This window comes from Pseudomonas sp. RIT-PI-AD, assembly GCF_025642785.1.
GTDB lineage: Bacteria > Pseudomonadota > Gammaproteobacteria > Pseudomonadales > Pseudomonadaceae > Pseudomonas_T.
The window spans coordinates 36,171-51,666 of sequence record NZ_JANZKU010000028.1 but is presented as its reverse complement, the minus strand read 5'-3'; the positions used below and the strand labels follow the sequence as shown (position 1 = coordinate 51,666).

The 15,496-nt window shown below is 69.6% G+C and carries 11 protein-coding genes; 1 reads left to right on the top strand and 10 read right to left on the bottom strand.

Annotation, left to right across the window (positions count from 1 at the left end):
- Positions 1-24: 24 nt before the first annotated feature.
- From OGL92_RS19265 to OGL92_RS19235, 7 genes are all read right to left on the bottom strand, one after another.
- Positions 25-717: a response regulator gene (locus tag OGL92_RS19265; RefSeq protein ID WP_263146754.1), complete on the bottom strand. Its 693-nt coding sequence runs from the start codon at positions 715-717 to the stop codon at positions 25-27.
- 10 nt (positions 718-727) lie between these two features.
- The gene (locus OGL92_RS19260; RefSeq protein WP_263146752.1) at positions 728-3,373 is read right to left on the bottom strand and encodes a sensor histidine kinase KdpD; all 2,646 of its coding nucleotides are present in this window, start codon (positions 3,371-3,373) and stop codon (positions 728-730) included.
- A 5-nt stretch (positions 3,374-3,378) separates the two neighbouring features.
- The gene (gene kdpC / locus OGL92_RS19255) at positions 3,379-3,945 is read right to left on the bottom strand and encodes a potassium-transporting ATPase subunit KdpC (protein ID WP_263146750.1); all 567 of its coding nucleotides are present in this window, start codon (positions 3,943-3,945) and stop codon (positions 3,379-3,381) included.
- Positions 3,946-3,997: 52 nt separating this feature from the next.
- Complete coding sequence (gene kdpB, locus OGL92_RS19250; RefSeq protein ID WP_263146749.1) at positions 3,998-6,052, bottom strand: potassium-transporting ATPase subunit KdpB; 2,055 nt, start codon at positions 6,050-6,052, stop codon at positions 3,998-4,000.
- A 9-nt stretch (positions 6,053-6,061) separates the two neighbouring features.
- Entirely contained in the window at positions 6,062-7,759 is a 1,698-nt protein-coding gene (kdpA, locus tag OGL92_RS19245) for a potassium-transporting ATPase subunit KdpA (RefSeq protein WP_263146747.1), read from the bottom strand.
- Positions 7,760-7,768: 9 nt separating this feature from the next.
- A complete protein-coding gene (locus OGL92_RS19240; protein ID WP_263146745.1) occupies positions 7,769-7,858 on the bottom strand; it encodes a potassium-transporting ATPase subunit F in 90 nt (29 codons plus the stop codon).
- A gap of 280 nt (positions 7,859-8,138) precedes the next feature.
- Entirely contained in the window at positions 8,139-9,023 is an 885-nt protein-coding gene (locus tag OGL92_RS19235; RefSeq protein ID WP_263146743.1) for a LysR substrate-binding domain-containing protein, read from the bottom strand.
- A 98-nt stretch (positions 9,024-9,121) separates the two neighbouring features.
- Between OGL92_RS19235 and OGL92_RS19230 the strand changes: the two genes are divergently transcribed.
- A complete protein-coding gene (locus OGL92_RS19230) occupies positions 9,122-10,063 on the top strand; it encodes an AEC family transporter (RefSeq protein WP_263146740.1) in 942 nt (313 codons plus the stop codon).
- A gap of 11 nt (positions 10,064-10,074) precedes the next feature.
- On the opposite strand, the gene OGL92_RS19225 is transcribed toward OGL92_RS19230, so the two are convergent.
- The 3 genes from OGL92_RS19225 to OGL92_RS19215 form a co-directional block, all read right to left on the bottom strand.
- Complete coding sequence (locus tag OGL92_RS19225) at positions 10,075-10,821, bottom strand: DUF72 domain-containing protein (protein WP_263146739.1); 747 nt, start codon at positions 10,819-10,821, stop codon at positions 10,075-10,077.
- 352 nt (positions 10,822-11,173) lie between these two features.
- Positions 11,174-11,632 (bottom strand): GNAT family N-acetyltransferase, encoded by a 459-nt coding sequence (locus tag OGL92_RS19220; protein ID WP_263146737.1) that lies wholly within the window; start codon positions 11,630-11,632, stop codon positions 11,174-11,176.
- Positions 11,633-11,776: 144 nt separating this feature from the next.
- Positions 11,777-15,268, bottom strand: coding sequence for a response regulator (locus tag OGL92_RS19215; protein WP_263146733.1), 3,492 nt, complete (start codon positions 15,266-15,268; stop codon positions 11,777-11,779).
- Positions 15,269-15,496 lie beyond the last annotated feature (228 nt).

The following is a 15,496-nucleotide window of genomic DNA, read 5'->3' as shown; positions in this document are numbered from 1 at the left end:
GCGGTCGCCAGCGAACGCCCGGGTTCAGAGCTGCAACAGGCGGTAGCCGACCCCCGGTTCGGTCTTGATCAGGCGCGGATCGGCGGGGTCGTCGTCGAGTTTCTGCCGCAGGTGGCCGATCACCACCCGCAGGTAGTGGGTGTCCTCCAGGTGGCTCGGCCCCCAGATTTCCTTGAGCAGGAAGTGCTGGGTCACCACCCGGCCGAGCTGGCGCGCGAGGATCGCCAGCAAGGCGTACTCCTTGCGGGTCAGCGCCACCTCGACCCCGGCCAGGGTCACCCGGCGCTGGGCGAAGTCCACCCGCAGCGGGCCGCTGACCACCGCCGCCTCGCGCGGCTCGGCCTGACCGGACGGGCGCAGCAGCACCCGCACCCGGGCGAGGAACTCCTGGATACCGAAGGGCTTGGTGACGTAGTCGTTGGCGCCGCCATCCAGGGACAGCACCTTCTCGCCCTCGCTGGCGCGCACCGACAGCACCAGCACCGGCACCGGCGACCACTCGCGCAGCTCACGCAGGACCTGCTGGCCGTCCAGGTCCGGCAGGCCGAGGTCCAGCACCACCAGATCGGGCCGGCACAACGCGGCCTGGGCCAAGCCTTCACGGCCGGTGGCGGCCTCGCATATCGTGTAGCCCTGCACCTTCAGGCTGATCCGCAGGAACTTGCGGATCTGCATTTCATCGTCGATGACCAGGATGGTCGGTTGGCCGTTGCTCATCGCAGTCTCTTCATTCCTCGTCCGTGGGCTGCGGATGCAGCGGCAGATGCAGGGTCAGGGCGGCGCCACGCCCGTCGAGGCCCTCGCCCACCGTGACCCGGCCGCCGTGGGCGCCGAGCATGCCCTGGCAGATCGCCAGGCCCAGACCGGTGCCCTGCCCACCGCGATCGCCGCGGGCGGCGGTATAGAACATATCGAAAATCTTCTCGCGCTCGTGCTCGGGAATGCCCGGGCCCTGGTCGGCGACGGCGAAGCGCAGCTCGCGCTCGTCGCTCTCCACCGCGACCCGCAGGCGCCCGGCCGCCGGCGAGAAGCGCGCCGCGTTCTCCAGCACGTTGACCAACGCCTGCTCGATCAGGGCGCCGTGCACGTAGAGCAGCGGCAGGGCGTCCGCCACCCGCAACTCGACCCGCAGCGGCGCCAGCACCGGTCGCAAGCGCTGCACCGCGCTGGCGAGGATATCCGCCGGCGCCACCCAGTCACGGGACAGCTTGAGGGCGCCATGGCCGAGGCGGGTCATGTCCAGCAGGTTCTGGATATAGCGGTCCAGGCGCTCCGCCTCGTCGCGGGTGCCCTCCAGCAGCTCGCGGCGATCGCTCAGGGGGATCGCCTCGCCCAGGGCCAGCAGGCTGTCGATGGCGCCGCGCATGGCGGTCAGCGGCGTGCGCAGGTCGTGGGACACCGAAGCCAGCAGCGCGCTGCGCAATTCCTCGGTCTGTCCGTGCAGCCGCGCGGCCTCCAGCTCGTCCGCCAGTTGCGCGCGTTGCAGCGCCTGGGCCAGGGGTTGCGCCAGGGACGCGAGGGTGCGCCGCCGCTGTGCTTCCAGCGGGCGTCCGCTGCGCGGGCGGATGCCGAGCAAGGCCAGCGGCCCGCCCTCGCCGGACAGCGGCCACCACCACCAACCGCCGGTGGGCAGGGTGTCTGTGCCCAACCCGGCCGGTTGATCGTGCTGCCAGGACCAGTCCGCCGCCGCACGCTCCTGCTCCGAGAGCGGCCGCTCGGCGCCGGCCTCCAGGGTCCAGGCGCCATCGGGGGCGCGGCTGCGCAGGGCGATCTCCAGGTCGTCCCAGGCGCCGAACTGCTGCAACGCCGCCGACAGCACCGCCTGCCGATCGGTGGCCGCGGTCAGCCGACGCGACAGTTCCAGCAGGGCGGTGGTCTCCGCCTGGGTCTGCCGCAACGCCTCCAACTGGCGGCGCTGGCGGCTGGCGAGGTTGCCGGTGAGCACCGCCATGAGCAGGAAAAACGACAGGGTCAACAGGTCCTGGTGGCGGTGGATGCTGAACGACCAGGTCGGCGCGATGAACAGAAAGTCGTAGGCCAGGAACGCCAGCCCGGCGCAGACCAGGGACGGCCCCAGGCTGCTGCGCACCGCCACCAGCAGCACCGCGGCGAGGAAGATCAGCGAGATGTTCGGCAATTCGAGGATGCGTGCCAGCCCCAGGGCGACGGCGGTCGCCGCCAGCGCGGCCAGCAACGCCAGCAGGTAGTCGCGCCAGATCAGCGGCGCGCGGCTGCCGCGCACCGCCGGCGGCGCCTCCGCCTCGCTGTCCAGCACGCTGATTTCCAGCCCCTGGCCGAGCGCCAACAACCGCTCGGGGACCCCTCGCCCTCCCCAGCGTCGGCGCAGCCGTGGGCGGCTGCGGCCGACCAGGATCAGGCTGGCGCGGCGCTCGCGGGCATGTTCCACCAGGGTGCGCGCCACCTCGCCGGCGCGCAGGCCGATCACCTCGCCGCCGAGCCGCTCGGCCAACTGCTGGGCCGCCTGCAGATCGGTGAGGTAGCGCTCGTCACGCTCGCCGCCGGTGTCCACGTGCACCACCGACCAGGGCAGGTGGCGGCGTTCGGCGACGCGGCAGGCATGGCGCACCAGCCGCTCGGCCTGGCGGTCGCCGTCGATGCCGACCAGCAGGCGCCCGCGCACCGTCGGTGGCTGCTGGCCCTGCTGGCGGTACCGCCGGTTGAGATCGGCGTCGACCCGCGCGGCGGCGGTCTGCATCGCCAGTTCGCGCAGGGCGGTGAGGTTGGTCTGGCTGAAGAACGCGTCGATGGCGGCGCGCGCCTGCTCCGGCACGTAGACCTTGCCGTCGCGCAGGCGCTCCAGCAGCTCCCGCGGCGGCAGGTCGATGAGGAGGATTTCGTCGGCCTCCTGCAACACCCAGTCCGGCACCGTCTCGCGCACCTGCACGCCGGTGATGTCGCGCACCTGGTCGTTGAGGCTCTCCAGGTGCTGCACGTTCACCGTGGTGTAGATGTCGATGCCGGCGTCGAGCAGCTCCTGCACATCCTGCCAGCGCTTGGCGTGGCGGCTGCCGGGCGCATTGCTGTGGGCCAGTTCGTCCACCAGCACCAGGCGCGGCGGCTGGGCGAGGATGGCGTCGAGGTCCATCTCGTTCAGCGTCACCCCGCGGTACTCCACCCGCCGCAACCCTTGCTGGGCCAGGCCGGGCAACATCTCGCCGGTTTCCACCCGGCCGTGGGTCTCCACCACGCCCACCCGCAGATCCACCCCCAGGCGCTTCTGCGCCTGGGCCGCCTGCAACATGGCGAAGGTCTTGCCGACGCCGGGCGCCGCGCCGAGGAATACCTTCAGGCGGCCGCGCCCGCTCTTGGGCAGGTCGGCCAGCAGGGCATCGGCGCGAACGGCATCGCTCATGGTCTTCACTCGGGACGGGCGGAAAGGCGATTGTCGGCCAGGGCCCGGTTCAGGGCCAGCACGTTGACCACTTCGGGACCCACCAGCGGCCGCTCCAGGGTGCGCTCGATCAGTCGTTCCAGGCTCGCCGGCGGCAGGCCACGGGCGGCGGCGATGCGCGGCACCTGGTAGCGCGCCGCCGCGGGCGACAGGTGCGGGTCGAGGCCGCTGCCGGAGGTGGTCAGCAACTCCAGCGGCACCGGCGCCGCCCGGGTACCGCCGAGGCGCTGGGCGTCGGTGGCGATCCGCTGGGCCAGCGCCGGGTTGCTCGGCGCCAGGTTGCTCGCGCCGCTGCCCAGGGTCACGAACCCGGTGGCGGATGGCCGCGGCTGGAACCACTCCGCGCCCTCGAAGGGTTGCGCCAGCAGCAGGCTGCCACGCACGCGGCCGCTGGCGTCGCGCACCAGACTGCCGTTGGCCTGCTCGGGAAACGCCAGTTGGGCGATGGCGGTGACGCTCAGGGGATAGGCGACGCCGGTGATCAGGCCGAGCAGCGCCAGCAGGCAGAATGCCGGGCGAAAATGTTCGAACATGAGGCTGTTCTCCAGGAAATAGAGCCCTTCCCTACGGGGAAGGGCCAGGGGGTCACACCAGGCCGAGGCCGCTGAGCAGCAGATCGATCGACTTGATCCCGACGAAGGGCGCGAGGATCCCGCCCAGGCCATAGAGCAGCAGGTTGCGCCGCAGCAGGCTCGCCGCGTCCAGCGCTCGCACCCGCACGCCGCGCAACGCCAGGGGAATCAGCACGACGATGATCAGGGCGTTGAAGACGATGGCCGAGAGGATCGCGCTCTGCGGGCTGTGCAGGCGCATCAGGTCCAGCGCGCCGAGCTGCGGGTAGATCCCGGCGAACAGCGCCGGGAGGATGGCGAAGTACTTGGCCACGTCGTTGGCCACCGAAAAGGTGGTGAGCGCGCCACGGGTGACCAGCAGCTCCTTGCCGACCCGCACCACGTCGAGCAGCTTGGTCGGGTCGGAATCCAGGTCCACCAGGTTGGCCGCCTCCCGCGCCGCCTGGGTGCCGTCGTTCATCGCCAGGCCCACGTCGGCCTGGGCCAGCGCCGGCGCATCGTTGGCGCCGTCGCCGCACATCGCGACCATCTTGCCTTCGGCCTGCTCGCTGCGGATGCGCTGCAGTTTCTTTTCCGGCGTGGCCTCGGCGATCAGGTCGTCGACCCCGGCCTCGGCGGCGATCGCCGCGGCGGTCAGCGGGTTGTCGCCGGTCACCATCACCGTGCGGATGCCCATCTGGCGCAACTCGGCGAAGCGCTCGCGGATGCCCGGCTTGACCACGTCCTTGAGATGGATCGCGCCGAGCAGCCGGCCGTCGCCGGCCACCAGCAGCGGTGTGCCGCCGCTCTGGGCGATCTTCTCGATTTCCCGCGCCAGGGACGCCGGCAGGTCGGCGCGCGCCAGGCCCAGGTAGCCGAGCACCGCGTCCACCGCGCCCTTGCGATAGGCGTGACCCTCGCAATCGGCGCCGGACAGCCGGGTCTCGGCGCTGAAGGCGATGGGGTCGAGGGTGCCGGGGGTCGGCGTTTGCGCCGGCGCCAGGCCGCGCAGGTACTCGACGATGGACTTGCCTTCGGCGGTGTCGTCGGCCAGGGATGCCAGCAACGCGGCCTCGGCGAGGACCTGGGTGGTGACCCCGGGCGCCTTGGCCATGGCCGTGCAGCGGCGGTTGCCGAAGGTGATGGTGCCGGTCTTGTCCAGCAGCAGCACGTGCACGTCGCCGGCGGCCTCCACCGCGCGCCCGGACTTGGCGATCACGTTGAGCCGCACCAGGCGGTCCATGCCAGCGATGCCGATGGCCGAGAGCAGCCCGCCGATGGTGGTGGGGATCAGCGTCACCAGCAGCGCCGCCAGGTACACCAGCGGCAGGTCGCCGCCGGCGAATCGGGCGAACGGCTGCAGGCTGACCACCACCAGCAGGAAGATCAGCGTCAGGCCGATCAGCAGGATGTCCAGGGCCACCTCGTTGGGGGTCTTCTGGCGCTTGGCGCCTTCCACCAGGGCGATCATCCGATCCAGGGTGGATTCGCCGGGGTTGGCGGTGATCCGCACCAGCAGGCGGTCGGACACCACCCGGGTGTTGCCGGTGACCGCCGAACGGTCGCCACCGGACTCGCGGATCACCGGCGCCGATTCGCCGGTGATGGCCGCCTCGTCGACCGCGGCGATGCCCTCGATCACCTCGCCGTCGCCGGGGATCAGCTCGCCAGCCTGCACCAGGACCTGATCGCCCTGGCGCAGGTCGCTCGCCGCCACCGTCTCGAACGCCCCGGCGGCATTGCGCCGCCGCGCGGTGAGGCCCTGGCTGCCGGCCTTGAGGCTGTCGGCGCGGGCCTTGCCACGGCCTTCGGCGAGGGCTTCGGCGAAGTTGGCGAACAGCACGGTGAACCACAGCCAGAGGGCGATCTGCAACGCCAGGCCGCGGGAGACCGCCGGGTCGGGCAGCCAGCAGAGCAGCGTGGTGAGCGCCGCGGTGGCCTCGACCACGAACATCACCGGCGAGCGCAGCAGGCCGCGTGGGTCGAGCTTGACGAAGGCCTGGCGCAACGCCGGCCGCCACAGCGCGGAAAAGGTGGTGGGAGCCTGTTGCGGGGCGCTGCGGGGCAGCGCCGGAGTGGACGGATTCATGGGGATTCCTCAGGAGGCCAATTGACCGAGGTGCTCGGCGATGGGGCCGAGGGCCAGGGCCGGCAGGAAGGTCAAACCGCCGATCAGCAGGATGGTCAGGGTCAGCAACACGACGAACAGCGGACCCTGGGTCGGGAAGCTGTTGGCACCCAGGGGCGCGCGGTTCTTCGCCGCCAGGCTGCCGGCGATGGCCAGGATCGGCAGGATGTAGCCGAAGCGGCCGATCAGCATGGCCAGGCCGATCATCAGGTTGTGGTAGGCGGTGTTGGCGGAAAAACCGGCGAACGCCGAGCCGTTGTTGGCGGTGCCCGAGGTGTAGGCGTACAGCGCCTGGCTGAAACCGTGGGCGCCGGGATTGCTCACCGAGGCGGCCGGCCCGGCGAGGCTGGTGGACAAGGCCGTGAGCACCAGCACGCCGATCGGCATCACCAGCAGGGTCGCCACCAGCAGGCGCACTTCGCGGGCCTCGAGTTTCTTGCCGAGGTACTCCGGGGTACGCCCGATCATCAGCCCGGCGAGGAACACCGCGATCAGCACGAACAGCAGCATGCCGTAGAGGCCCGCGCCGACCCCGCCGAAGATCACTTCGCCGAGCATCATGTTGAACAGCGGCAGCATGCCGCCGAGCGGGCTGAGGCTGTCGTGCATGGCGTTCACCGAGCCGTTGGAGGCGGCGGTGGTGGTGGACGCGTAGAGCGCCGAGGCGACGCTGCCGAAGCGCACTTCCTTGCCCTCCAGCGAACCGCGCTGCTCGACCGGTAGCCTGGCCAGCGCCGGGTTGGGTTGCAACTCGGCGTAGAGGGTGCCGGCGGTGCCGAGCGCGAAAAGGACCAGCATGCTGGCGAGGATCGCCCGCCCTTGGCGCAAGTCCTTGACGTAATGGCCGAAGGTGAACACCAGCGCCGCCGGGATCTGGATCAGCGCCGCGGTCATCAGCAGGTTGCTCCAGGCCGTCGGGTTCTCGAAGGGGTGCGTCGAGTTGGCGCCGAAGAAGCCGCCGCCGTTGGTGCCGAGCTGCTTGATGGCGATCTGGCTGGCCGCCGGCCCGAGCGGGATATTCTGCTGGCCGCCCTGCAGGGTCAGCGCGTGGGCGTAGTCGAGAAAGGTCTGCGGCACGCCCTGCCAGACCAGGAACAGCGCCAGCGGCAGGCACAGCGGCAGCAGCACATAGAGGGTCGCGCGGGTCAGGTCGACCCAGAAGTTGCCCAGCTCGCGGGTCGAGCGCCGACCGATGCCCCGGCAGAACGCCACCAGCACGGCAGTCCCCACCGCGGGGCTGACGAAGTTCTGCACGGTCAGCCCGAGCATCTGGCTGAAATAGCTGAGCGACGCCTCGCCGCTGTAGGCCTGCCAGTTGGTGTTGGTAACGAAGCTCACGGTGGTGTTGAACGCCAGCGTCCATTCCATCCCGGGCAGATGCTGCGGGTTCAACGGCAGCCAGCCCTGGCCCATGAGGAGGATGAACAGCGCCAGCAGGCTGACCAGGGTGAAGGCCAGCAGGGCGAGCAGGTAGGTCTTCCAATCCTGCTGCGCGTCGGGGTCGACCCCGGACATCCGGTAGCAAAGGGTCTCCAGCGGCCGCAGGAGCGGACTCAGCAGGGTTCGCTGCCCCTCCAGGGCCTTGAAGAAGTAGCGCCCGAGGAAGGGCGCGGGGGCCAGGACGAGAACCAGGAAAGCCAGGATCAGCCCGTAATCGTGGAACTGCATGGGCCTCTCCTAGCCGCGCCCGGCGCGCAGCAGCGCGGCCAGCAGGTAAATGAAAAGACCCAGGGCCAAGCCCAGGGACAGCCCGTCGAGAATGCTCATGTGAATGCTCCTTTAGGCGGCAGGTACCGCTGGAGAATTCTCGACAGGGCGGGCGTAAAGATTCGAGTGGGGTTGGCGGCGGACGCGTAAAGAAAACGTATGGATTGGCGGCAGGGCCGAGGGAAACGGCGCGGGCGCCCTACCCGCGGGACGCGCTGCTCCGCCCCAAGGGACCGGCCTTGGGGCGCCGCACGCGGCGAGGAACGCTAAAGCCCGCGCCCCGCTCGCCGGGTCCGCCTGGAGGCGTGCCGGCCAGGCCAACCCTGGATCGCCGGGCGAATCACTCGCCCGGCCGCGCCCGGGCACAGGCCAGCAGGTCCGGCAGGCAGGGGTTGTCGTTGCCGGCATGCCAGAGCATGCCCTGCTCGACCAGGGGCGAGGCGTCGAGGGCGCGGAAGACCACGCCCGGCAGTTGCAGCTTACGCATGGAGTCAGGCACCAGGGCGACGCCCAGGCCCTCGGCCACCAGGTTGACGATGGTCTGCTGCATGTGGGTTTCCAGGGCGATCCGCGGTTCGAAGCCGTTGTCGCGACAGCAGGCCATCAGGGCCCGGTAGAGGCTCGGCGCGGTGGCTTGGGGGAAGGCGATGAACGCTTCCTGGCGCAGGTCGCCGACGGCGACCGGCTCGCAGGCGCTCAACGGATGCTCCCTGGGCAGCGCCACGCACAGTGCCTCGCGGTACAGCGGCTGGTAGCGCAGCGCTTCGGGAAGGGGGCCGGCGAAGGACAGGCCGACGTCCACGCGCCCGTCCAACAGCGCCTGGAGAAGATCCCGCGGCAGCACCTCTTCCAGGGCCAGTTCGACCCGCGGATGCGCCGCGGTGTAGTGCTTGAGCAGCGGCGGCAGGACGTTCCAGGCGGCCAGCATGGTGAAGCCCAGGGCCAGCCGCCCGTGCTCGCCCAGGGCCACCGAGCGGGTATCGCGCACCGCGGCGTCCAGGTCGCCCAATAACTGCCGGGCATGGCGATGGAACCTCTGCCCCGCCGGGGTCAGGGTCACGTTGCGCGAGTTGCGGATCAGCAGCGGCGTACCCAGCTCGGCCTCCAGGGCGGCGATCTGCCGGCTCAGGGGCGGCTGGGTGAGGTTCAGGCGCCTGGCGGCGCGGCCGAAGTGCAGCTGCTCGGCCAGGGCGACGAAATAGCGGAGTTGGCGGAAATCTATCATTTATGCGCGAACCGTATCGATCTCGCCACTTGATAGCATTGGACCGTATCGGTCGCCAACTTTTATGCTGCCCGCCTCTTCTCCCGGGTGCCGCGTCCATGTATTCCGTCACCAACGTCGTACTGCCAATCTTCGCCCTGATCCTGGTCGGCTACCTGTGCCGGCGGACCGGCCGCCTCGGCTCCACGGCCGCCGCGGAAATCAACAAATTCGTGGTCTGGCTGGGGTTGCCCTCGCTGTTGTTCCAGGTGACCGCGGGCTCCACCTGGGCGCAGATCTGGCAACCCGGGTTCCTGCTGGCCTTCAGCGGCGGCTGCCTGGCGGTGTACCTGCTGACCCTCGCCTACCGCCTGCGCCGCCAGGCCGACGGCCATCCGCGGCTGGTGGACGCGAGCATCGACAGCCTCAGCGCCTCCTACGCCAATACCGGGTTCATCGGCATTCCGCTGTGCACCCTGGTGTTCGGCCCGGAAGGCCTGGAACCGGCGCTGATCGCCTCGATCCTGGTGGTGTGCGTGCTCTTCACCCTGGCGGTGGTGTGCATCGAGATCGGCCTGCAAACCGAAAAGAGCCTGCACCACGCCCTGCTCAAGGTGTTCAAGGCGCTGGCGAAGAACCCGCTGATCGTCTCGCCGATCCTCGGCGCCTGCTGGGCCCTGGGCGGGCAGCCCCTGCCCGGCCCGGTACACCAGTTGCTCAACCTGCTCGGCAACGCCACCACACCCTGTGCGCTGGTGTCGCTCGGGCTGTTCCTCGCCCAGGAACAGCAAGGCTCCAGCCGCGGCGCCACGCCCATCGTGCTGATCAAGCTGATCGGCCAGCCAGCGATCACCTGGGTCATCGCCTTCCCGTTGCTGCACCTGCCGCCGCTGTGGGCCAATTCCGCGCTGTTGCTCAGCGCGCTGCCCACCGGCACCGGCCCCTACATGCTCGCCGAGTTCTACCAGCGCGAAGCGGCAGTGGTGTCGCGGGTGATCCTGGTCTCGACCCTGGGCTCGCTGGTGACCCTGTCGATCTGCCTCTACCTGCTCGGGCTGTGACGTCCGGGGGCTCATCCTTCGCCGAGCAGCGCCCGTAACTCCAGGGCATTGGGCACGGCCGCGCCGCCGGCGGTGTTGTCGAAGATGCACCAGACCGGCCGGGCGCACGCGCGGTCGGCCGCGATGCGCGCCGCCAGGCGCTCCAGCCAGGGGCGGTCGTAGACCGAATAGTAAATCCGCGGCGAGCCATGCAGCCGGTAGTAGGCCAGGCCGCGCCAGCCGAGGGGCGCGTCATAGCCACCGATGGGCGCGGGATCGGCCGCCACCCAGCCGATGCGCGTGCGCCGCAGCAGTTCGTCGGCCTCGCGCCAGCTGGCATGCCGCGGCTCGATGACCGCCAGGCCTTCATAGCGCTCGCGCAACGCGGCGAGAAAGGTCTCCGCCGTCGCCGCCTCGTAGGCCAGCGAGGGCGGCAGTTGGATCAGCAGGCAGCCGAGCCGGTCGCCCAGTTGGCTGCACTGGCCGAGGAATTCGTCCAGCGCGGCCTCGCAGTCGCGCAACCGGTTTTCATGGGTGATCCACTTCGGGACTTTCACCGAGAAGCGAAAGCCGGGCGGCACGCTTTCCGCCCATTTGGCGTAGGTGGCGGGCCGGTGGGGACGATAGAAGGAGCTGTTCAGCTCCACGGCATTCAGCCGCGAGGCATAGCGCTGCAGGTGCGTGCCCTCGGCGGCGAATGCCGGCCACTGCTCGCGCGGCAGGCTCCAGCCCGCGCACCCGAGGTAAATCGGCGGGTCTTCCGGGGCGGCGACACCCATGCTCGGCACTCCTGTTGAATGGCCACCCGATATCCGACCCGGCGTTGCGCCTGGAGGTGCCCTCTCTAGCCGCGCCGGGACTCGTTCGAGGACGCGCCCCTCGGAGCGAAACCGGCCGCAGCCGGGGCAACGGCCGGCGCGACCGTAAATCCGCAGCGCGGGCACGCCCTGGACTGGCCGACCGCCAGCGGATCAGGCTCTTGCAGGAAAGGCGCCCGCGCTCGCCGAGGATCGGCAGCCTTCGCCGCCGGATGTGGGGCACGCCCTCTGCAAGCGCCTCACCCGAAGGTTCAACAGAGCGTGGCCTGGTTCCGTCCAGGCGGAGGGACCGTCGTGGCAGCGCCCGGAGCGGCTACAGGGGCGCCAGGTCGCGGCGCATCACCAGGGTGCGCTCCTCCCCGTGGTAACGGGTCTCCACGGTTTCGAAGCCCAGCCCGGCGTAGAAAGACTCCGCGGTAATCGACGCCGGCACCGCCAGGCTACGCACCCCGGCCGCCCGCGCCGCCCGTTCGACTTCGGCCATCAACGCCCGGCCGATGCCGCGGCCCTGCGCCTCGGGCGCGACGAACACCGAGCGCACCACGGCTCCGTCCAGGCTGGCGGTGCCGAGAATCCGCCCCTCCAGCAGGGCCACGTAGACCTGCCGCTGCTCGATCAGCCGTTCCACCGCCGCCGGGCCGAAGCTCGTCTCGACCCGGGCGATGACCTCGGCGGAGTAATCCCGGGCATTGCTCTCCCGAAGCGCCGCGAGAATCACCCCGCTCACCGCCGCCGCGTCGGACCGCCGTGCCAACCGAATGTCGCTGCCCATCGCCACCCTCCTCCATTTCGCAAGCGAACCGCTGCACAGTGAACCCTGCTTACCCGGCGCCTGTCGACTCACGCGACGCCCATCCTGGCGGGATCGGCGCCGTGGGCGACCGGGCGGCGAAAGACCCTTCTCCCGCGTCCGGCCTCAGAAGCGCCGCCGTTTCGGCAGCCAGACGCGGATCAGCGAGCACAGCCGTTCGATGTCGATGGGCTTGGCGAGGTAATCGTTGGCGCCGGCCTGCATGCAAAGCTCCTGGTCGTCCTTCATCGCCTTGGCGGTGACGGCGATGATCGGCAGCTCCTTCCAGCGCGGGTTCTGGCGTATCCGCCGCATCGCCTCGTAGCCGTCCATCACCGGCATCATGATGTCCATCAGCACCAGATCGATGCGCTCGGCCTCGTTCAGCTTGTCGATCGCCTCCTGGCCATTGCGCGCGGTCTCCACCTTCAGACCCTTGAGATCCAGGGCGCCGCTCAGGGCGTAGATGTTGCGCACGTCGTCGTCCACCACCAGCACGCAGCCCTGTTCGAGGGTCTTGTCCTGGCTGCGCGCCAGCCGCAGCATGCGCTGGCGATCGCTGGACATCTCCGACTCCACCTTGTGCAGGAACAGGGTGACTTCGTCCAGCAGGCGCTCCGGCGAGCGCGCGCCCTTGATGATGATCGAGCGGGAATACTTCAGCAGTTCCTCTTCGTCGCGCCGGGTGAGGTCGCGGCCGGTGTAGACGATCACCGGCGGAAACGAGTAGTTCTCGTCGCGGGTCATGCGCTCGAACAGCTCGTTGCCCTGCATGTCCGGCAGGTTGAGGTCGATGATCATGCAATCGAACTGTTCGCTGCGCAGCAGCTCCAGGGCCTGCTCGCCCCGTTCCACGGCGGTGATGCGGATGTCCTCGTCGCCGATCAGCAGGCTGATGCTCTCGCGCTGCTGGGCGTTGTCCTCCACCAGCAGCACGTGCTTGACCTTCTGCGTCAGCTTGGCCTCCAGCTTGGAAAACACATCCTTGAGCTCGTCGCGGGTGGCCGGCTTCTGCGCGTAGCCGATGGCGCCCAGGTGCAGCGCCGGCTCGCTGTAGTCCAGGGCGGAGATCACGTGGACCGGGATGTGCCGGGTGGTGGGGGTTTCCTTGAGGCGTTGCAGCAGGGCCAGGCCGGAGTCGTCCGGCAGGTGGATGTCCAGCAGGATCGCGTCGGGGGTCTGCTCCTCGGCGAGGGTGCTGCCCTCGCTGGCGGTCTGGGCGATCAGGCAGCGGTATTCGAGCTCGTGGGCCAGCTCGTAGAGGATCTGCGCCAGTTGCGGATCGTCCTCGATCACCAGGATCGAACGGCTTCCGGGCGTGGCCTGGGCGCGGTCGTCCGGAATCGCCGATGCGGCGCGCGACGCAGGCGCAGGCGAAGGCGCCGCGGGCGGCTCGGGCAGTCGCTGCGGCAGGGTCTGGGTGGGCGTGGGCGCCGGAGAAGCTTCCGGGTCCGCCCCCTCGATGCGCTCCGGCAGCCAGAAGCTGAAGCAACTGCCCTGGCCCAGCTCGCTGGACACCTCGATATGGCCGCCGAGCAACTGCGCCAGGTTGCGGGAAATGGACAGCCCCAGGCCGGTACCGCCGAAGCGTCGGTTGTTGCTGCCGTCGGCCTGGCGGAACGCGTCGAAGATGAATTTCTGCTGCTCGGCGCTGATCCCGATGCCGGTGTCGCGCACCTCGAAGCGCACGCCGCCCGAGGCGGGGCAGGCCTGCACGTCGATAACGCCCCGCTCGGTGAACTTGAGCGCGTTCGACAGCAGGTTGCGCAGGACCTGCTCGGCCCGGTGCTGATCGGTATGGATGGACGCCGGCGTCCCCGGCTGGACGCCCAGGCTGAAGGTCAGGCCCTTGTCTTCTGCCTGCTCGCGAAAGGCGCTGTCCAGATCGCCCATCAGTTGCTGGATATCGGTCGGCTCCGGATGCACGTCGAGCCGCCCGGCCTCGACCTTGGAGATGTCGAGGATGTCGCTGATCAGCCGCAACAGGTCGTTGCCCGAGTCGTAGATCATCTGCGCGTAGCGAATCTGTTCGCTGTCGAGATTGCCCTTGCGGTTTTCCGTCAGCACCTTGGCGAGGATCAGCGCGCTGTTGAGCGGCGTGCGCAACTCGTGGGACATGTTGGCGAGGAACTCGGACTTGTAGCGGCTGGCCCGTTGCAGCTCCTCGGCCCGCTCCTCCAGTTGGGCGCGGGCCTGGTTGAGCGCGCGGTTCTGCTGGTCGAGGGCGTCGCGCTGCTCCACCAGGCGCAGCGTCTGCTCGTTCAGGCGCAGGTTGGTCTGCTCCAGCTCGGTCTGCTGCACTTCCAGGTCCGCCTGGGATTGCAGGACCACCTGGGACTGGTCTTCCAGCTCCTCGTTGGCGGCGCGCAACTCTTCCTGCTGGACTTGCAGTTCTTCATTGAGTTGCTGGGTCTCGGCCAGGACTTCCTGCAGGCGCTGGCGGTAGCGCGAGGCCTCGATGGAGACGCCGAGGTTGCCGGTGATGGACTCGACGAAGGCTTTGTCCCGCGGCGACAGCGCGCGCAGGAAGCCCAGTTCGAGCACGCCGTTGACCTGCCCCTCGCTCTCGGTGGGCGCCGCCAGCACGCTCAGGGGAAAGCCCTCGCCCAGGCTGGAACTGACCTTTAGGTAGTCCGGCGGCAGGCCCTCGAAGATCACCAGGCGTCGTCCGAGGGCGGCCTGCCCGAGCAGGCCTTCGCTGGCGCTGAGACGCTCGCGGCTGTGCGGGTGCGCCTGGGAGAACCCGTAGGTGGCCACCCGCAGCAGGTCGCCGCCGTCCTCGCGCACGTACAGCGCCGCCACCGCCACGTCCAGGTAACCGCCGAGGAATTCCAGCAGTTGCTTGCCGATCTGCGGCAGCGCCTGTTGGCCGAGGATGCGTTCGGCCAGCAGGCTCTGGCCTTCGCGCAGCCAGGCCTGTTGCTGCAAATGCTCGGTGTAGGCCAGTTGCTTCTGCAAGGAGTCGCCGTAGCGGCTGGACAGCGTCAGCAGGTCGCGACGGCCGAAGAACACCAGGATGCCGCTGAACGCCAGGCTGAACAGCACGTAGCAGACGATGGTCAGGATCGCCGTGTCGGTGGCCCGTTCGTTGCGCTCGTGACGCAGGCGCTGTTCCAAGGCGACGAAATCGCCGAATTCCTGGCGGATGCCGTCGATCAATTGCTTGCCGCGGCCGTCGCGGACCTTGTCGACCACGTCCTCGCCATTGCGCCGGCGCTCGATCATCTCGCTGGCGTACTGGTTCCACTCGGCCTGCAGCGCTTCGATGCGCCGCGCGCGGCTGACCTGGGGCGGGTTGTCGCTGACCAGTTCGCGCAGGCTCTCCATGTCGGCTCTGAGCCGCGGCCGCGCCTGTTCGTAGGGTTGCAGAAACTGCGGATCGCCACTGAGCAGGTAGCCGCGAAACCCGGTTTCCTGGTCGATGGTGGAGCGGTACGCGTCGTTGGTGCTGCCGATCACGATATCGGTGTGCTCGACCCAACTGAGCACGTACAGCAGGTAGAAGATCAGGACGACGAACAGCGCCGCCCCGGCGAGGCCCACGCCCAGGGGAAGGCGGATATTGCGGGCCAGGATTCTACGGAAACCACTTTCGTCCACGAGGGTTGCATTCGCCATTTCGCCTTCCTGTTCGACGCGGGAGCCAGGGTTCCGAGCGGGGAACCGACGGGGCCACGCTACGAATCTAGTTGCAAGTGGCCATTCGTGCCCACGGGCCGACCGAGTGGAAACCGGACCCGGGAATGGCCCGCGTCCCCCGTCGGACGGGCACGCGCGGCGATCCACCGAAGAACATGGCGAAAAGCGCGGCGCAGGGATCGTTCAGCTGCTGGCCATCGCCTGCTT